16 protein-coding genes are annotated in these 17,642 nt (G+C 71.7%); 10 read left to right on the top strand and 6 right to left on the bottom strand.

Annotation, left to right across the window (positions count from 1 at the left end; translation table 11 throughout):
* The first annotated feature begins 4 nt into the window (after positions 1–4).
* Positions 5–880: a diacylglycerol kinase gene (locus tag LRP67_RS14665; RefSeq protein ID WP_231270902.1), complete on the top strand. Its 876-nt coding sequence runs from the start codon at positions 5–7 to the stop codon at positions 878–880.
* The gene (locus LRP67_RS14670; RefSeq protein WP_231270903.1) at positions 877–3,699 is read left to right on the top strand and encodes an RNA helicase; all 2,823 of its coding nucleotides are present in this window, start codon (positions 877–879) and stop codon (positions 3,697–3,699) included. Before LRP67_RS14665 ends, LRP67_RS14670 begins: the two co-directional genes overlap by 4 nt.
* Before the next feature lie 192 nt (positions 3,700–3,891).
* On the opposite strand, the gene LRP67_RS14675 is transcribed toward LRP67_RS14670, so the two are convergent.
* Positions 3,892–4,551 carry an NAD(P)H-binding protein gene (locus LRP67_RS14675; protein WP_231270904.1) on the bottom strand — a complete coding sequence of 220 codons (660 nt, stop codon included), beginning with the start codon at positions 4,549–4,551 and terminating at the stop codon, positions 3,892–3,894.
* 34 nt (positions 4,552–4,585) lie between these two features.
* Positions 4,586–5,488, bottom strand: coding sequence for a 5'-3' exonuclease (locus LRP67_RS14680; protein WP_231271000.1), 903 nt, complete (start codon positions 5,486–5,488; stop codon positions 4,586–4,588).
* Positions 5,489–5,556: 68 nt separating this feature from the next.
* Here LRP67_RS14680 and LRP67_RS14685 point away from each other — a divergent pair, with 68 nt between their 5' ends.
* Positions 5,557–6,012: an Lrp/AsnC family transcriptional regulator gene (locus tag LRP67_RS14685; protein WP_308189758.1), complete on the top strand. Its 456-nt coding sequence runs from the start codon at positions 5,557–5,559 to the stop codon at positions 6,010–6,012.
* Between the two features lie 118 nt (positions 6,013–6,130).
* On the opposite strand, the gene LRP67_RS14690 is transcribed toward LRP67_RS14685, so the two are convergent.
* Entirely contained in the window at positions 6,131–7,585 is a 1,455-nt protein-coding gene (locus LRP67_RS14690) for a KamA family radical SAM protein (protein ID WP_231270905.1), read from the bottom strand.
* Positions 7,586–7,728: 143 nt separating this feature from the next.
* On the opposite strand from LRP67_RS14690, the gene LRP67_RS14695 reads away from it, so the two are divergent.
* From LRP67_RS14695 to LRP67_RS14725, 7 genes are all read left to right on the top strand, one after another.
* The gene (locus LRP67_RS14695; protein ID WP_231270906.1) at positions 7,729–8,763 is read left to right on the top strand and encodes an L-erythro-3,5-diaminohexanoate dehydrogenase; all 1,035 of its coding nucleotides are present in this window, start codon (positions 7,729–7,731) and stop codon (positions 8,761–8,763) included.
* Complete coding sequence (locus LRP67_RS14700) at positions 8,760–10,334, top strand: lysine 5,6-aminomutase subunit alpha (RefSeq protein ID WP_231270907.1); 1,575 nt, start codon at positions 8,760–8,762, stop codon at positions 10,332–10,334. The genes LRP67_RS14695 and LRP67_RS14700 overlap by 4 nt, the downstream gene beginning before the upstream one ends.
* Positions 10,331–11,083: an OAM dimerization domain-containing protein gene (locus LRP67_RS21920; RefSeq protein WP_231270908.1), complete on the top strand. Its 753-nt coding sequence runs from the start codon at positions 10,331–10,333 to the stop codon at positions 11,081–11,083. The genes LRP67_RS14700 and LRP67_RS21920 overlap by 4 nt, the downstream gene beginning before the upstream one ends.
* The gene (locus tag LRP67_RS14710; RefSeq protein WP_231270909.1) at positions 11,083–11,478 is read left to right on the top strand and encodes a hotdog domain-containing protein; all 396 of its coding nucleotides are present in this window, start codon (positions 11,083–11,085) and stop codon (positions 11,476–11,478) included. The genes LRP67_RS21920 and LRP67_RS14710 overlap by 1 nt, the downstream gene beginning before the upstream one ends.
* Before the next feature lie 430 nt (positions 11,479–11,908).
* Positions 11,909–13,447 carry an apolipoprotein N-acyltransferase gene (gene lnt, locus LRP67_RS14715; RefSeq protein WP_231270910.1) on the top strand — a complete coding sequence of 513 codons (1,539 nt, stop codon included), beginning with the start codon at positions 11,909–11,911 and terminating at the stop codon, positions 13,445–13,447.
* Positions 13,444–14,211 (top strand): polyprenol monophosphomannose synthase, encoded by a 768-nt coding sequence (locus LRP67_RS14720; RefSeq protein ID WP_231270911.1) that lies wholly within the window; start codon positions 13,444–13,446, stop codon positions 14,209–14,211. The genes lnt and LRP67_RS14720 overlap by 4 nt, the downstream gene beginning before the upstream one ends.
* Entirely contained in the window at positions 14,208–14,723 is a 516-nt protein-coding gene (locus LRP67_RS14725) for an FxsA family protein (protein ID WP_231270912.1), read from the top strand. The genes LRP67_RS14720 and LRP67_RS14725 overlap by 4 nt, the downstream gene beginning before the upstream one ends.
* A gap of 76 nt (positions 14,724–14,799) precedes the next feature.
* On the opposite strand, the gene LRP67_RS14730 is transcribed toward LRP67_RS14725, so the two are convergent.
* The 3 genes from LRP67_RS14730 to LRP67_RS14740 form a co-directional block, all read right to left on the bottom strand.
* Positions 14,800–15,186: an RNA polymerase-binding protein RbpA gene (locus LRP67_RS14730; protein WP_231243455.1), complete on the bottom strand. Its 387-nt coding sequence runs from the start codon at positions 15,184–15,186 to the stop codon at positions 14,800–14,802.
* Between the two features lie 203 nt (positions 15,187–15,389).
* Positions 15,390–16,745 carry an MFS transporter gene (locus LRP67_RS14735; RefSeq protein ID WP_231270913.1) on the bottom strand — a complete coding sequence of 452 codons (1,356 nt, stop codon included), beginning with the start codon at positions 16,743–16,745 and terminating at the stop codon, positions 15,390–15,392.
* Positions 16,742–17,554, bottom strand: a complete 813-nt coding sequence (locus LRP67_RS14740) for a glycerophosphodiester phosphodiesterase family protein (protein WP_231270914.1) — start codon at positions 17,552–17,554, stop codon at positions 16,742–16,744. Before LRP67_RS14740 ends, LRP67_RS14735 begins: the two co-directional genes overlap by 4 nt.
* Between the last annotated feature and the right edge of the window lie 88 nt (positions 17,555–17,642).

Genomic DNA, 17,642 nt, shown 5'->3' on the forward strand with positions numbered 1-17,642 from the left:
GAGGGTGGCCGGCACCCGGGTGATCGCGCTCCTCACCAACCCCACGTCCGGCAGGGGCAAGGGCGCACGCCACAGCGCCGCGGCCCTCGAACGGCTTCGCCGCCGTGGCCACGACGTCCGGGCCGCGCAGGGGCGCGACGCCGACGAAACCCTCGACCTGGCCCACGCGATGGTCGCCGAGGGCGTCGACGCGCTGGTGGTGGTGGGCGGGGACGGCATGGCGAATCTCGGGATCCAGGCGGTCGCCGGCACCGGCACCCCGCTGGGGATCATCCCGGCGGGGACCGGCAACGACGTCGCCCGCTACGGCGACCTGCCCGCCGACCCCGTCGCGGCGGCCGACCGCGTCGTGACCGGCCGGACCATGACGATGGACCTCGCGCAGTGCCAGGGGCGCTACTACGTCACCGTCATGGCCGCGGGGTTCGACGCCGTGGTCAACGAGCGAGCCAACCGCATGACCTGGCCCCGGGGGCAGATGCGCTACAACGTGGCCACCCTCGCGGAGCTGCGTACCTTTCGGCCGCTCGACTACACCCTCGACCTGGACGGCACGGTCCTGCGGCTGCCCGCCATGCTGGTCGCGATCGGCAACGGCCCGTCGTTCGGCGGCGGCCTGCGGATCGCGGAGGGCGCGCTGCTCGACGACGACCTGCTCGACGTGATCGTCATCAAGCCGATCAGCCGGCTGGAGCTGGTCCGCACGTACCCGAGACTGTTCACCGGCACTCACACGAGCCACCCGCAGTACGAGCGGCACCGGGCCCGCCGGGTCACGGTTGCGGCACCTGGCATCGTGGGGTACGCCGACGGGGAGCGGTTCGGTCCGCTGCCCCTCACCATCGAAAGCGTCCCAGGAGCCCTGAGCCTGCTGTCATGACCACCTCCGATCACTCGCGCACCCAGCCCGCGGCCGAGTCCGGCCCGGCGGAGCGCTACGCGGCCCAGCGCAAGGACCGCCGGCACCCCGTGCTGCGCGACTTCGCCGCGCACTACGACTTCCCGCTGGACGACTTCCAGGACCGCGCCTGTCGCGAGATCGAGGACGGTCGCGGCGTCCTGGTCGCCGCGCCGACCGGGTCGGGCAAGACGATCGTCGGCGAGTTTGCGATCCACCTGGCCCTGGCCACGGGCCGCAAGGCGTTCTACACCACCCCGATCAAGGCGCTGTCGAACCAGAAGTATCACGACCTGGTGGCGCGCTACGGCACCGAGCAGGTCGGCCTACTCACCGGCGACAACACCGTCAACGGCGAGGCGCCGATCGTCGTGATGACCACCGAGGTCCTGCGCAACATGCTGTACGCCGGCTCCCGGACGCTGCTGGGCCTCGGTTTCGTGGTGATGGACGAGGTCCACTACCTCGCCGACCGCGCCCGCGGCGCCGTCTGGGAGGAGGTGATCATCCACCTGCCGGAGTCGGTGGCGCTGGTCTCCCTGTCCGCGACGGTGTCCAACGCGGAGGAGTTCGGCGAGTGGCTCGCGACCGTGCGCGGGGAGACGACCACGATCGTCGAGGAGCGGCGCCCCGTGCCGCTGTACCAGCACGTCATGGTCGGCCGGCGGCTGCTCGACCTGTTCGCCTCCTCCGACGTCGACGCGGCAGCCGGGTTCGTCAAGGAGGGGGCGCCGGTCAACGACGAGCTCAACCGGATCGCCCGTGACGACTGGGCGTCGGCGCGGATGAAGGACCGCCGTACGCCACGGGGCCGCGGCGGCCGCACCGGCGGGCCTCGGCAGGTCGGCAACGGGCGCCGCGTGTGGATCCCCAGCCGCCCCGACGTCATCGACCGGCTCGACCGCGAGGGGCTGCTCCCGGCCATCGTGTTCATCTTCAGCCGGGTGGGCTGTGACGCCGCGGTGACCCAGTGCCTGAACGCGGGGGTGCGCCTGACCACTAGCGAGGAGCGCGACGAGATCTTCGCCTTCGTCGAGGCGAGCTGCCGCGACCTTCCCGAGGACGACCTGCACGTCCTGGGCTACCACGACTTCCTCGACGGACTCACGCGTGGCGTCGCCGCCCACCACGCCGGGATGCTGCCGGCGTTCAAGCAGTGCGTCGAGGAGCTCTACGTCCGCGGGCTGTGCAAGGTGGTCTTCGCGACCGAGACCCTCGCGCTGGGCATCAACATGCCCGCGCGCACCGTCGTGATCGAGAAGCTCTCGAAGTGGAACGGCGAGACGCACGCCGACATCACGCCGGGGGAGTACACCCAGCTCACCGGTCGCGCCGGCCGCCGCGGCCTGGACGTCGAGGGGCACGGCGTCGTGCTGTGGCAGCCGGGGATGAACCCGCGCGAGGTCGCCGGCCTGGCGTCGACCCGGACCTACCCGCTGCGGTCCTCGTTCCGACCGTCGTACAACATGGCGGTCAACCTGGTCCACCAGTTCGGCCGCGAGCGCAGCCGGGAGCTGTTGGAGCAGTCGTTCGCGCAGTTCCAGGCCGACAAGGCCGTCGTCGGGCTGGCCCGGCAGCTGCGCAAGGCCGAGGAGGCGCTGGACGGGTACGTCGAGGCGGCCACCTGCCACCTGGGCGACTTCATGGAGTACGCCGGGCTGCGTCGCGCCATCAGCGACGCCGAGAAGAACGCCAGCCGGGCCCGGCGCTCGGACCGGCGCGAGGAGGCGCTGGCCTCGCTCGCGGAGCTCAAGGTGGGCGACGTCATCCAGGTGCCGGCCGGCAAGTTCGCCGGCTTCGCGGTCGTCGTCGACCCCGGCTACTCGCCCGACGGCCCGCGTCCGTACGTCGTGACCGCCGACCGCCAGGCCCGCCGGCTGGCGATGATCGACTTCCCGGTCCCGGTGTCGGCGCTGACCCGGCTCAAGGTGCCGAAGAGCTTCAACCCCCGCAACCCGCAGATGCGCCGCGACCTGGCCTCGGCGCTGCGATCGCGCACCCACGACCTGACCGCGCCGCCGCCGTCCGCGACCGGACGGCGCGCCGGGGGCGGACTGCCGCCGGCGGTGGTCGACGAGATCGACACGCTGCGGGCCGAGCTCAAGGCGCACCCCTGCCACGCCTGTCCCGAGCGCGAGGACCACGCCCGGTGGGCTGAGCGGTGGTTCAAGCTGCACCGCGACGCCGCCACGCTGCGCCGGCGCGTCGAGCAGCGCACCAACACCGTCGCGCGCCAGTTCGACCGGGTGTGCGAGGTGCTCACGTCGCTCGGCTACCTCGAGGGGGACGACGTGACGCCCCGCGGCCGGCACCTGCGTCGCCTGTACTCCGACATGGACCTGGTCGCCGCCGAGGCGCTGCGGCGCGGCCTCTGGGACGACCTCTCGCCGTCCCAGCTGGCGGCGGTGCTCTCGACCCTGGTGTTCGAGGCTCGTCGGCCCGACGACGCCAGCGCGCCCCGGCTGCCTGGTGGGGTGGTCAAGGACGTGGTCGCGGAGATGGTGCGGCTGTGGGCCGAGCTCGACGAGCTCGAGCGCGCCCACAAGCTCGACTTCCTGCGCCAGCCCGACCTCGGCTTCGCCTGGATCGCCTACCGGTGGGCCGAGGGCGACGACCTCGACGAGGTCCTCGGCGGCTCCGAGCTCGCTGCCGGCGACTTCGTGCGGTGGATGAAGCAGCTGCTCGACCTGGCCGGTCAGGTCGCCGACGCCGCCGGTGACTCCCCGCTCCGCGCCACCTCCCGCGACCTGGTTCGGGCCCTCCGTCGCGGTGTCGTCGCCTACTCCGGCCTCGCCGAGTGAGGTCGGCCCGCCCGTAGGCGTGCGGTTTGGTCACAAACCGCAGGCGCGGGCCTCCGAAGGGCGCGGTTTGTGACCAAACCGCGTCTGCACGCCCGACCACGCTAGGTCGGCTACCGGCGTGCGGATTGGTCACCAACCGCAGGCGACGAGCACCCCGGTCTGCGGTTTGTGACCAAACCGCGACCCGACGGGTCAGCGGGTGGCGGCGGCGAGGGCGTCGTGGACGGGCGTGGAGCCGTTGACGAGCTCCCACTGGTGTCCGATGGAGGCGTCGTGGTCGAGCACGGCCGCGATGACGGCGGCGACGTCGGCGCGGGTGACGTCACCGCGGGGGACCTCGGGGCCGAGGGCGACCAGGCCGGTGGCCGGGTCGTCGGTGAGGCGTCCGGGGCGCAGGATGGTCCACGCCAGCCCGCTGTCGCGCAGCGCTGCGTCGGCGTCGCGCTTGGCGACGACGTACGCCGCCCAGACCTCGGCGGTGTCGGCGGGGAGCGGCTCGTCGACGCCGATGGCGGAGACCTGCACGAACCGGGAGATGCCGGCCTGCTTCGCGCCCTGGATCGACTTCAGCGACCCCTCGAGGTCGACGGTGCGCTTGCGCTCGACGTTGCCGTCCGGGCCGCCACCCGCTGCGAAGACCACCGCGTCACACCCCTCGAAGGCCTCCGCGAACGCCTCGGCGCCCTGCTGCTCGATGTCGAGCAGGTGCACCTCGGCGCCGCGGCCCTCGAGCTCCTCGCGGTACTCCTCGCGGCGCACGAGCGCTACCGGTGTGTGCTCGGCACGACGCAGGACGGTCAGCAGGTGTCGGGCCACGGCTCCGTGGCCCCCGACGATGGCGATGCGGGACATGTCCCCACCGTACGGCGGCGAGCCAGCGCGGCTCTCAGCCGGCCAGGACCGCCAGCAGCCGCTGAGTGGGGCTCTCCAGCCCGTACCGGGCCGCCAGGGCGGCCACCCGCTCCGGGTCGGCGGCGCTTGCGGGGAGCGCCCAGCCGCCTCGCTCGAGGTGCAGGTCCCGGGCGACGGCGACCACCTGAGGCGCGACCGCGAGGTACTCCGCGGCCGCCTTGATCTTGCCGCGCGGACCGGGACCCATGTCGCTGGTGGGGTCCTGGGCGGCCGCGATGATGCCGTCCATGTCGCCGAACCGGCCGAGCAGGGTCGCGGCCGTCTTCTCGCCGACCCCGGGGACCCCCGGCAGCCCGTCGGAGGCGTCGCCACGCATGGTCGCGAAGTCGGCGTACTGGCGGGCGTCGACGCCGTACTTCGAGCGCACCCAGTCGTTGGTGACCCGCTCGTGGTTGCCCACGCCGCGGGCGATGTAGAGCACCCGCACGTCCGCGTCGTCGTCGACCAGCTGGAAGAGGTCCCGGTCGCCGGTCACGATGTCCACCGGCTGCCCGGCAGCCGTCGCAAGGGTGCCGATGACGTCGTCGGCCTCGTAGCCGTCGGCACCGATCACCCGGATCCCGAACGCCTCGAGGACCTCCAAGATGATCGGCACCTGCACCTGGAGAGGGTCGGGCACCTCCTCGACGTCCGGAGCCGTGGCTACCTCCTCCACGACGCGGTGCCCCTTGTACGACGGCAGCAGGTCCACCCGCCACTGCGGGCGCCAGTCGTTGTCCCAGCAGCAGACCAGGTCGGTGGGGCGGTACTGGTCCACGAGCCGGGAGATGAAGTCCATCAGTCCGCGCACGGCGTTGACCGGCGTCCCGTCGGGCCCGGTGATCTCCGGGACGCCGTAGAAGGCCCGGAAGTACATCGAGGCGGTGTCGAGGAGCATCAAACGGCCGTTCTGCTGGCTGGTCACGTCGCGCATCCTGCCACGGCGCTGGGTCTAGTCTGTGCCGCGTGGCAGCGACCGACCTCGAGGCAACCGACCGCAAGATCCTCGAACTCCTGGCCCGCGACGGGCGGATGTCCTTCACCGACCTCGGGAAGGCGACGGGTCTCTCGACGTCCGCGGTGCACCAGCGCGTCAAACGGCTGGAGCAGCGCCGACTGATCCTCGGCTACGGCGCGACCATCAACTACGACGAGATCGGCCTGCCGCTGACGGCGTTCATCTCGATCCGGCCGATCGACCCCTCCCAGCCCGACGACTCGCCGGAGCGGCTGCGCGACATCCCGGAGATCGAGTGCTGCTGGTCGGTCGCGGGGGAGGAGTCCTACATCCTCAAGATCCGGGTTCCCACACCGGCCGATCTGGAGGACCTGCTCGCGCGCGTCCGCGCGGCCGCCAACGTCTCCACCCGGACCACGATCGTGCTGTCCACGCCGTACGACAACCGGCCTGTCACCGGCTGAGTCCCGCGCGGCGGGGGCCGCGGTTTGGTCACAAACCGCAGGTCCTACTCGCCGGTTCGCGCGGTTTGTGACCAAACCGCGGGGTCGGCGACCCGGCAGCGCCCGGGGACGGCCGGCCTCAGTGCGCCTGGAGGGCGGCCAGGCGGCGGGAGGCCTCGGCGACCTCGGCGGCCTTGAGCGCGGAGGAGTCGAGCTCGGCGTGCTGGGCCCACCAGGCCTGGCCCTCGGCGGGAAGGGTGTGGATGGGGTCGTAGTACTCGTAGGTCCGCGACAGGGCCTCGGCCTGGGTGGCCTCGATGGAGGTCCGGTAGTTCTTGGTCCAGTGCGAGATGCCCCGGACCTCGTCGTACGACGCCAGCTGGTGCACCCAGCGCTTGCCGACGAACGGCACGTCGCAGACGATCCGTGGCGTGGCGAAGCCGGGCAGGTAGCCCATGATGTGGTGCTGCAGCCGCTGGGCGTCGGCGACCGAGACCCGCCAGTGCTCCGAGTACGGGATCATGTCGCACATGTAGAAGTAGTAGGGCATGATCTGCGCCCCGTCGAGCAACCGGAAGCACAGGTCGAGCAGCGCGTGCGGGTCGGCGTTGACGCCGTTGAGCAGCACACCCTGGTTGCGCACGTCGCGCACCCCGGCCTCGAGCATCGCGCGCGAGGCCTCGGCCACCAGCGGGGTGATCGAGTTGGCGTGGTTGGCGTGGGTGTGGATCGCGATCGACACCCCCCGCGAGCGCGCGAGGCCCGCGACGCGCTCGACGCCGGCGCGCACCTCGTCCTGCAGCCAGTGCTGGGGCAGGCCGACCAGGGCCTTGGTGGCGAGCCGGATGTCGCGGATGTTGTCGATCTCGAGCAGCCGCGTGAGGAAGTCCTCCAAGCGCGGCCACGGCATGTTGGCCACGTCGCCGCCGGAGACCACGACGTCGCGCACCGACGGGGTACGCCGCAGGTAGTCCATCATCGCGTCCAGCCGGTCCACCGGCTTGGCCGTGAACTTCAGCTTCTCGATCACCGGCGTGGAGTTGCCGACCAGGTCCATGCGGGTGCAGTGGCCGCAGTACTGCGGGCACGTCGGCAGCAGCTCGGCGAGCACCTTGGTCGGGTAGCGGTGGGTGAGGCCCTCGGCGACCCACATGTCGTGCTCGTGCAGCGAGTCGCGCGTCGCGTGCGGGTGCGAGGACCAGTCGGTACGGCGGTCGGAGAACACGGGGATCATGTAGTGGCGCACCGGGTCGGCGTACAGCTCCTCGGTGAGCGATCCCGGGCCGGCCGGCACGGCGTGGGGCAGCATCGTGTTCATCATCTGCGGCGGCACCAGCATCGACATGGTCGCGCGCTCGCCCTGGTCGCGCTCCAGGTCGGCGTAGAACCGCTCGTCGACCAGGTCGCCCATGAGCTCGCGCAGCTGGCGGACGTTCTTGACGCAGTGGGCCCGCTGCCACTGCACCGAGGCCCACTCCATCGGGGTGACCTCGTGCCACCCCGGGAAGCGGGTCCAGTCGGGCTCCACCAGCTCCACCCGCTGGTAGGGGTAGGGCTGGCCCGACTCCAGGTCGATGGCGGTCTCGATGCTCATGGGTGCTCCCGGGGGTCGTCGGCGGCGAGTCGGGGTGGGCCACGCCACACTCCTGCGTAGACTACGTGGAGATCATCCCGTTCGCACACCGCCGCGCCGGATGATTTCCTGCAGTTGCCCAGTGAAGACGGAGGACAGCCCGAATGACGGTCCGTGACGCCGACCCGACCGGCCTGCACCGGGTCCTCGACGACGTCGTCGTCCTCCCACAGGCGGCGCAGCGCCTCGACACCCGTCGTGAGCTCTGGCCCGACGAGGTCCGGGTACGCGTCCAGCGGCTCAACCTCGACGCCGCGTCGTACCGCCAGCTCGAGCGCGCCCACGCCGGCGACGGCAACGCCGTCCGCGCCGCCGTCCTCGACATCGTGCGGAGCCGCGGCAAGATGCAGAACCCCGACACCGGCTCCGGTGGGATGCTCGTCGGCGTCGTCGAGGAGGTGGGCCCGGCCTCCCCCCTGGGCCTGGCGGTCGGCGACCGGGTCGCCACGCTCGTCTCCCTGACCCTGACCCCGCTCGTCATCGAGGACGGCCTGGCCGACTGGGACGGCCGCGGCGAGCAGGTCCCGTGCGAGGGCTACGCGATCCTCTTCGGGCGCTCCATCGCCGCGGTCCTGCCCGACGACCTGCCCACCGCCCTGAGCCTGTCGGTGATGGACGTCTGCGGGGCACCGGCCTTGACCGCGAGGGTCGTCGCCGGGTACGCCGATGCCACGGTCGTCGTGATCGGCGGCGGCGGCAAGTCCGGGTCGCTGAGCCTCGCCGCGGCCCGCGCGGCCGGCGGCCGTCACCTGGTCGGCGTCGTCCCCCACGAGGCCGAGGCGCAGCGCCTGCGGGCGGCAGGGCTGGCCGACGAGGTCGTCGTCGCCGACGCCCGCGACCCGGTCGCGCTGCGTGAGGCCGTCGAGAAGGCCGGGGGACCGGCCGACGTCACGGTCGTGTGCGTGGACGTCCCCGGCTGCGAGGGCGGCGCGATCCTCGCCACCGCCGAGGGGGGCACGGTCGTGTTCTTCTCCATGGCCACCTCCTTCTCCGCCGCGGCGCTCGGCGCCGAGGGCCTGGCTGCCGACGTGACCATGCTCGTCGGCAACGGCTACGTGCCCGGCCACGCCGCCTACGCCCTGCAGCTGCTGCGCGAGCACGACGGCGTACGCGCCCTCTTCGAGAGCAGGCTCGGATGAGCCCCCGGCCTCGCGGCAAGCTCGACCTGGATCCCGCCACCGTCCGACAGGCCCGGTCGCTGGCCCGCAAGGTCGGGCGGCCGATCGTCACCACCGCCAAGAAGCACACGACCGTCGCCGTCGAGCGCGCCACGCTGAGGCTGGCCGGGCTCGAGGGGGCCGACGCCGAGGGCACCCCCTGGGTCAACCGGCTCATGGACGTCGTGCGCGCCGACACCGGGCTGGAGCACGGCGTCGCCCTGCCCGTCTGGGACGCGCTGGTCCGTGGCGAGGCCGACGACCTCCCCACGCTGGCGCAGAAGGCGTCGGTCGGGTCGGTCACCTTCCGCCTCCCCGAGGGCAAGGACGCCCAGCGCGCGCGTACGGCGAGCCGGCGCCAGGTCGCGCGCGGCATCAAGCGGATCGACCAGCGTCGGGCGGAGCGGGAGCGGATGATCCGACGCCAGGGCGACGCGCCACGCACGCCGTGGATCTACCTGATCGTGGCGACCGGGGACATCTACGAGGACATCCCGCAGGCCCAGCAGGCCGCCCGCGAGGGCGCCGACGTCATCGCGGTGATCCGCTCGACCGGGCAGAGCCTGCTCGACTACGTGCCCGAGGGTGCGACCCGCGAGGGCTTCGCCGGCACCTACGCGACCCAGGAGAACTTCCGCCTGATGCGCGCCGCGCTCGACGAGTCCGGCAAGGAGCTCGGGCGCTACATCCGGCTGACCAACTACGCCTCGGGCCTGTGCATGCCCGAGATCGCGGCGCTGGCCGGCATGGAGCGGCTCGACATGATGCTCAACGACTCGATGTACGGGATCCTGTTTCGCGACATCAACCCGGTGCGCACCTTCGTCGACCAGCGCTTCAGCCGCCAGGTCCACGCGCGCGCCGGCATCATCATCAACACCGGCGAGGACAACTACCTCACCACCGCCGACGCGGTCGAGGCCGCGCACACGGTCACGACCAGCCAGCTGCTCAACGAGTACTTCGCCAAGGAGGCCGGTCTCGAGGACTGGCAGCTGGGGCTGGGCCACGCCTTCGAGATCGACCCGGAGACCCCCGACTCCTTCCGCATGGAGCTGGCCCACGCGCTGCTCGCACGGGAGCTGTTCCCCGACGCGCCGCTGAAGTGGATGCCGCCGACGCGCCACATGACCGGCGACGTGTTCCGCGGCTACCTGCTCGACGGGTTCTTCAACCTGGTGGGCGCGCTGACCGGTCAGGGCATCCTGCTGGTCGGCATGATGACCGAGGCCGTGGTCACCCCTTGGCTCTCCGACCGCGATCTGGCCCTGCAGAACGTCCGCTACGTGATGAACGCCGCCGGCGAGCTCCACCGCGACTTCCGTCCCGAGCCCGACGGCTTCATCGTGCAGCGCGCGCGCCAGGTCCTGGGGGAGTCGATCGAGCTGATGGACCGCATCCTCGAGCACGACCACGGGCTCCTGGACGCGATCGCCGACGGCACGTTCGGGCTCATGAAGCGCCCCGCCGACGCCGGGCGAGGGCTGGACGGCGTGGCGCCGAAGTCGGGCGGCTACTACAACCCCGCATCCGAGATCCTGGAGGAAGCGTGAGCGAGCAGACCCCGCACCTCGTGCGCCCGTACGGCGACACGACCGGCGACGGGATGGTGCAGCTCAGCTTCACCCTCCCGCTCGCCCACTCCAAGGTGGCCGAGGGCGCCGCGGCGCAGCTGGCCCAGAAGATGGGCATGGACCCCGCGCTCGTCGTGCACGCCAAGCCGATGGGGCCGGACTTCACGTTCTTCGTCGTCTACGGGCGGGTCAACCACCTCGTCGACACCAGCCAGGTCGTGGTGGTGGAGCGGGACTACCCGCTGCTCACCCCCAAGGAGGCCAACGCGGCGATCAAGCGTGCGCTCCGGCGCCGCCTCACCGTCGTCGGGGCCTGCATCGGCACCGACGCCCACACGGTGGGCATCGACGCGATCCTCAACATCAAGGGCTTCGCCGGTGAGAAGGGCCTGGAGTACTACCGGGAGCTGAGGGTGCTCAACCTCGGCGCCCAGGTCTCCGTGCCGCAGCTGGTCGAGCGCGCCCGGGCCGAGCGGGCCGACGCCGTCCTGGTCTCCCAGGTCGTCACCCAGCGCGACGCGCACCTGCTCAACACCCGCGAGATGTCCGCGGCGTTCCGGGAGTCCTACCCCTCGGACCGGCGGCCGCTGCTGATCGTGGGCGGCCCGCGCTTCGACGAGGCGATGGCCGGGGAGCTCGGCGTCGACCGGGTGTTCGGCCGCGGAACGACGCCCGGCGAGGTGGCGTCGTACCTCGTCCACCAGCTCACGCAGAGGAAGGCCTCCTGATGACCGGTCCCCACGACGGGCTCGTCGGCACCCGGGTGGTGCACCGGCGCTACGTGCCCTACGCGCACGCGCACTACGCCGGCAACCTCGTCGACGGGAGCTACAGCCTGGGGCTCTTCGGCGACGTCGCCACCGAGATGTGCATCCGCACCGACGGCGACGAGGGCCTGTTCGCCTCCTACTCCGACGTGCAGTTCCGAGCGCCGGTGCGCGCCGGCGACGTGCTCGAGGTGACCTGCGAGCTCGTCGGTGCGGGGACCCGATCGCGGGTGATGGAGTTCGCCGTCCTCGTCGTAGCCCGCGGCGCGGCCACCCCCGATCGCCCCGGCGCCGCGGCCCTGCTGGAACCCCCGGTACTCGCGACCACCGCCACGGGCACCGTGGTCGTCCCCTGAGTCACGGGCGCGGCCCGATCCGGTCCGGCGTGCCGCCGGGCGACACGCCGCGACGGCCGGGAATTTGCCAATAATTTTCCTCGAGCGAGTCGCGGTCCTGACCTGCGCTTTCACGCGTTTGCGCAGGTCAACAGCCAGTTGACAGTCCCGGGCCTGGGGACGAAGGTCGGGCCGTCCGCTCACGCAGATCGTGGCCGGCGTACCGACGTCCGAGTGGCCGGGTCGGAGGGTGAAGGCGCCACTCACCTGTCCGACGTGGTTCGCGGAGGTCGGTCCGCCCTCACGAGAGCGGACCCGGAAGGGCCCCTTGCCCCCTAGACAACTTCCCGACCTCGGCAGCCTGTCGTGACCCGGGATGGCCGACGGGGCCTGGGGCCCTCCCGGACCTGCGGATCGTGGCCGGTCGACGGCACCCGGTAGTTTTCATGGTGTGCTGCAGCGGATCCTTCTCGCGCTGGCCGCCGGCCTGCTGCTCTCCGCAGCGTTCGAGCCCGTGGCCTGGCCAGTCGTGCTCCCCGTGGCGGTGGCCGGGTTCGTCCTCAGCACCCGCGGGCTGCGGGCCCGCTCGGGCTGGGTGCCCGGACTGGCCTTCGGCGTCGCTTTCTACTTCACCCACATCTGGTGGATGCGCGACTCGGTCGGGGTCGACGCCTGGGGCGCCCTGGCCGGCATCGAGGCGGCGTTCTACGGCCTCCTCGGCTCGGTGACCGCCGCCCTCCACCGCCGCCGGCTGTGGCCGCTGTGGACGGCCACGGCGTGGGTGACGATGGAGGTCGTGCGCAGCGGCTGGCCGTTCAGCGGGATGCCGTGGGGTCGGCTCTCCTTCGCGGTCGTCGACACGCCGGTGGCGCCCGCCCTGGCCTACGTGGGCGCCGTCGGCGTCAGCCTGCTGCTCGCCGGCCTCGGGAGCCTGCTGGCGTGGGTGGTGGTGGCCAGTGCTCGTCAGCGTCTCGTCGCCGCCGGGGTCGCGGTCGGTCTGCTAGCCCTCACGCTGCTGCCGGCCCTGATGCCGTACTCCCTGGAGGAGACCGGCACAGTGACGGTGGCCGCAGTGCAAGGAGACGTGCCCGGCCCGGGCAACGACATCCTCTACGACGCCGAGCAGGTCACCCGCAACCACGTCGATGCCACGGTGGACCTCGCGGCCGAGGTGGAGGCTGGCACCGCGCCGCGCCCCGACTTCGTGCTCTGGCCGGAGAACTCCACGGCGAGCGACCCGTTCACCGACCCGAGCGTCAATGCCGGGATCCGGGAGGCCGTGGCGGCGATCGGAGTGCCGGTGCTCGTGGGCGGGATCGTCGACTCCGGGCCCGACCACGTCCTCAACCAGGGCATCGTGTGGGACCCCGTGACCGGCGCGGGGGAGCGCTACACCAAGCGCCACCCGGTGCCGTACGGCGAGTACATCCCGTTCCGCAAGTACCTCTCGGGCACCTTCGGCAAGCTCGCGCTCATCCCGCGCGACATGCTCAGCGGAACCCGACAGACCCCGCTGCGGGTCGCCGGCGTGGAGATCGCCGACTCGATCTGCTTCGACATCGCCTACGACGACGGCATCTACGACCAGGTCACGCGGGGAGCCGAGCTCCTGACCGTGCAGACCAGCAACGCCAGCTTCATCTTCACCGATCAGATCGACCAGCAGTTCGCGATGACCCGGCTGCGCGCGGTCGAGACCGGCAAGTGGCTGGTGGTCGCCTCGACCAACGGCATCTCCGGGGTCATCTCGCCCGACGGCGAGGTCGTGGCGACCGCCGATCCCCGCACCCGCGCGGTACTCGTCGAGGAGGTCGCGCTGAGGGGCGGGGTGACGCCCGGCGTCCGTCTCGCACCGTGGATCGGTCGGGGCAGCGCGGTGGCCACCGCGGCGGTGCTGGTGCTGGGTGCCCTCGCGTATCGTCGGAGGCCCAGGACCGGGGGCCACGAGCCGGCACCGGCCGAGCCCGCGCGTGACGAGGTACTGACATGAGCATCGCCGACGTCGGGCGCGTGGTGATGGTCGTGCCCACGTACAACGAGGCGGCCAACCTGCCCTGGATCGTGCAGCGGCTGCGCCGTGCTCAGCCGGCGGTCGACATCCTCGTGGTGGACGACGCGTCCCCCGACGGGACCGGCGCCCTCGCCGACGAACTCGCCGCCGAGGACCCCCAGGTGCGGGTGCTGCACCGCCGGGCGAAGGCGGGGCTCGGCGCGGCGTACGTCGAGGGGTTCCGCTGGGCACTGCAGGAGGGCTACGACGTCATCGGGGAGATGGACGCCGACGGCTCCCACCAGCCCGAGGAGCTCGGCAGGCTCCTGGACGCGATCGTCGGGGCGGACCTGGTGATCGGGTCCCGGTGGATCCCCGGCGGCTCGGTGGTCAACTGGCCACGCTCGCGCCAGGCCCTGTCTCGCGGCGGCAACCTCTACGTGCGCGTGCTGCTCGGGATCGACGTACACGACGCGACCTCCGGCTTCCGGCTCTTCCGCAGCAGCGCCCTGGAGAAGATCGACCTCGGCCAGGTCCGCTCGACCGGCTACGTCTTCCAGACCGACCTGGTGTTCCGGACCCTGCACGCGGGACTGACGGTGCGCGAGGTGCCGATCGAGTTCGTGGAGCGGGTGCGCGGCGACTCCAAGATGACCCCGGAGGTCGCGCGGGAGTCGCTCGTGCGCATCACCCGGTGGGGTTTGGACGAGCGCGCCCAGCAGGTACGCCACGCGGTGCGGCGGCGCGGAGGGGCGCCGCGATGAGCCCCCGACGCAGCCGCCTGGGCTGGGTGCTGGTGCTGGCCCTGGTCGTCGTCCCGCTCCTGGAGCTCTACGTGCTGATCCAGGTGGGTCAGGTGATCGGAGCCTGGTGGACGATCCTGCTGTTAGTGGCCGCCAGCATCCTCGGCGGCTGGCTGATCCGGCGCGAGGGAGCGCGGGCCTGGCGTGCGCTCAACGGCGCCATCGGCACCGGCACGATGCCCACCCGGGAGCTGGCGGACGGGGCGCTGATCCTCATCGGCGGCACGCTGATGCTCAGCCCGGGATTCGTCACCGACGCGTTCGGCATCCTGCTGATCCTGCCCGTCACCAGGCCGGTCTTCCGGCGCCTGCTGACGGCGTTCGTCGCCCGGCGGGTCTTGGTCGTCTCCACGCGCCGTCCGCCGGGTGGCACCGCTCCGCGAGGCCCGGGGAGCGCGGGCGGCGGCCCGGGCGGTTCCGGCGGTCCGGGTGACGTCGTCCAGGGCGACGTCATCGATCCACCCCCGCGCTGAGCGGCTCCGCCTTCCGGGACAACGAGAACGCCCCGACCCGGCGAGACCGGATCGGGGCGTGGTGGTGCGGGTGCGCTCAGGCCGTGGCCTTGCGCTTCTTCGCGTTGGCGCGGTGCAGGTGGGCGGGGCCGATCTCGCCACCTCGGAGCAGGTCGAGGCGCTCCTTGAGGATGTCCTCGAGCTCCTTCTCCGAGCGCCGCTCCAGGAGCATGTCCCAGTGGGTGCGCGCCGGCTTCTCGGCCTTCTCCACCTTCTCGATTCCGTCGGTGCTGAGCCCCTCGGCACCGCAGCGCGGGCACTCCCAGATCGCCGGGACGTCCGCCTCGACCGACATCGTGATCTCGAACGTGTGGCCCTGCGGGCAGCGGTAGCCCACCTGCTGCCGGGCCGCGAACTCGATCCCGCGCTCGTCCTCGAAGCTCTGGCCTCCGAGCCGTGCGCCACGCAATGTGCGCTCCGCCATTGAGGCACCTCCAAACTAGTGTTTCCCCGTGGGATTCAGTCAGGGGAGCAGTACCCCGATCGGCACCTGACCAAAACCGGTCTGGACCGATGGGAGCTGGGACCCCCGTACTCGTTCAACGTTAGCGAGCCGCTCAAAGATTCCGGCAATCACGGGTTCGTCGCAAAGATCGATGCGCGATCCCTCACGCCGCCGAGGCGACGTCAGTAGACGCCCGGGAGGTCGTTGCCGGCCTCCCGGATGCCGCGCGCGGTGTCGACACGCATCAGCAGTAGCCCGCCGACGATGAAGAACAGGATGAGGGCGAAGATGGCGGGTCGGTAGGAGCCGGTGAACGTGTAGACGAGCCCGAAGACGAGCGTGCCGAACCATGACGTACCCCGCTCCATGGCGTGGTAGAAGCTGAAGTACTCCGCCTCCTTGCCCCGGGGGATCAGCAGCGAGAAGTACGAGCGCGCCAGCGCCTGGGTCCCGCCGAGCACCAGGCCGATGGCCGCCCCGAGGCCCAGGAGCGGGAGGAGGGACTCATCCGGCATCACCAGGCCGGCGGTGACGATCAGCATCCAGATCACCAGGCCGCCCAGGATCGTGTTCTTCGCACCTCTCGTGGCGGCGATGCGACCGAACAGCAGCGCCCCGCCGACCGCGACGAACTGCACGAGCAGGTAGACCCCGAGCATCGTCCCCTGCTCGAAGCCGAGCTCCTCCACGCCGTAGACGGAGGCCTGGCTGATGACCGTCTGGATGCCGTCGTTGAAGAACAGGTAGGCCAACAGGAACGTGAGCGCGACGGGGTAGTTGCGCATGTCCTTGAGCGTGAGCCAGAGCTGCCCGAAGCTGCGCTGCAGGACGCCGCCCTCGACATGCTCGACATCGGCGGGCGGGTGGTTGCGCAGACCTCGCCACGGGATGAATGTGAACGCCGCCCACCACACGGCGGCCGAGAGCAGCGAGATCCGGACGGCCATGCCCTCGGTCAGACCGAAGGTGTCGTGGAAGCTGACCAGCACGAAGTTCAGCGCGAGCAGCAGCCCGCCGCCGGCGTAGCCGTAGGCCCAGCCGCGGGAGGAGACCCGGTCGCGCTCGGACTCGTCGGAGATCAACGGCAGGATGGAGTCGTTGACCACCGCGGAGGCACCGAAGCACAGGTTGGCGATGACGAAGGTGATGGCGCCGAACTGCCAGTTGTCGCCGGTCATGAAGAAGAGCAGTGCGGCGAAGAAGGCACCGGCCCAGGCGAAGCCGGCGAGCAGGTCCTTCTTGCGCGAGGTGCGGTCGGCCACCGCTCCCAGCAGCGGCAGGAGGATCGCCGAGATGAGCGTCGAGGCCGTGATGACGTAGGCGGGCAGGGCTCCGGGGTCCACCGAGATGCCCAGCAGCGAGACGCGGTCGTCGACCGCGGCCTCCTCGGCGATCGCGATCAGGTAGGGCCCGAAGAGCACTCCGGCCACCGTGGTGGCGAACGCGCTGTTGGCCCAGTCGTAGAAGTACCAGGCCTTCTGCTCCCGGGCCCTGTTGAGCGGTCCGAGATCGGCGACACCGCTGGGCTGGGTCGTCATGTGGTCTCCCTCCATTGTCCGCGCCGCTGGAGCACGGTCTTGAGCACGTCGGTGCGATCGGTGAACAGGCCGTCGACACCGCGGTCGAGCAGCTCGTCCATCTCCTCGGGGTCGTCGATGGTCCACGCGTGGACGTGGTGGCCGGCCGCGTGGGCTCGGCGTACGAGGCCGCGGGTGGCGACGACCAGCCGGCCGCGCCGGTGCGGGATCTGCAGGGCGGCGAGGCGCCCACGCGTCAGGAGTCGCGCCAGGCGGCCGCTGGGCAGCAACCGGTACGCCGCGACCTCGAGCGGGTGGGCGGAGGTCGCGACCCGACCTCGGGTCAGCGCCCGGAACCGCCTCAGCCGACGTACCTTGAACGACCCGACCAGCACCCGGTCCCAGGCGTCGCGCGCGGCGAGGAAGTCGGCCAGGGCGGTGACCGCCCCGTCGGACTTGAGATCGATGTTGAATCGGGCGGAGGGGAACTCGTCGAAGAGCATCTCCAGGGTGGGCACCTGCTCGCGGCCGCCGACCCGCGCCCGCCGTACCTCCTCGTACGTCGAGGTCGCCAGGCTGCCGGTCCGGTCCGTGACCCGGTCCAGCACGTCGTCGTGGAAGGCCAGCAGCACGCCGTCGCTGGTGACGTGGACGTCGGTCTCGAGGTACTCGTAGCCGAGCTGCACCGCGTGCCGGAAGGCCGCGACCGTGTTCTCGAGACCCTCGATCTCCGGGTGGTAGGCGCCGCCGCGGTGCGCGAACGCCAGCACGGACCCCGGCTGCGCCTGAGGCTCGTCGAGGTAGGCGAACCCCGTCAGCGGTGACGTCACGGGGTGCAGTATCCACCCCGCGACCCCGATCCACCGCGCCCCGTGCCGCACCGACCCCGCCACGCCGTACGCCGAGCCCGACCGCTCC

It is taken from the genome of Nocardioides sp. cx-169, from assembly GCF_021083605.1.
GTDB lineage: Bacteria > Actinomycetota > Actinomycetes > Propionibacteriales > Nocardioidaceae > Nocardioides.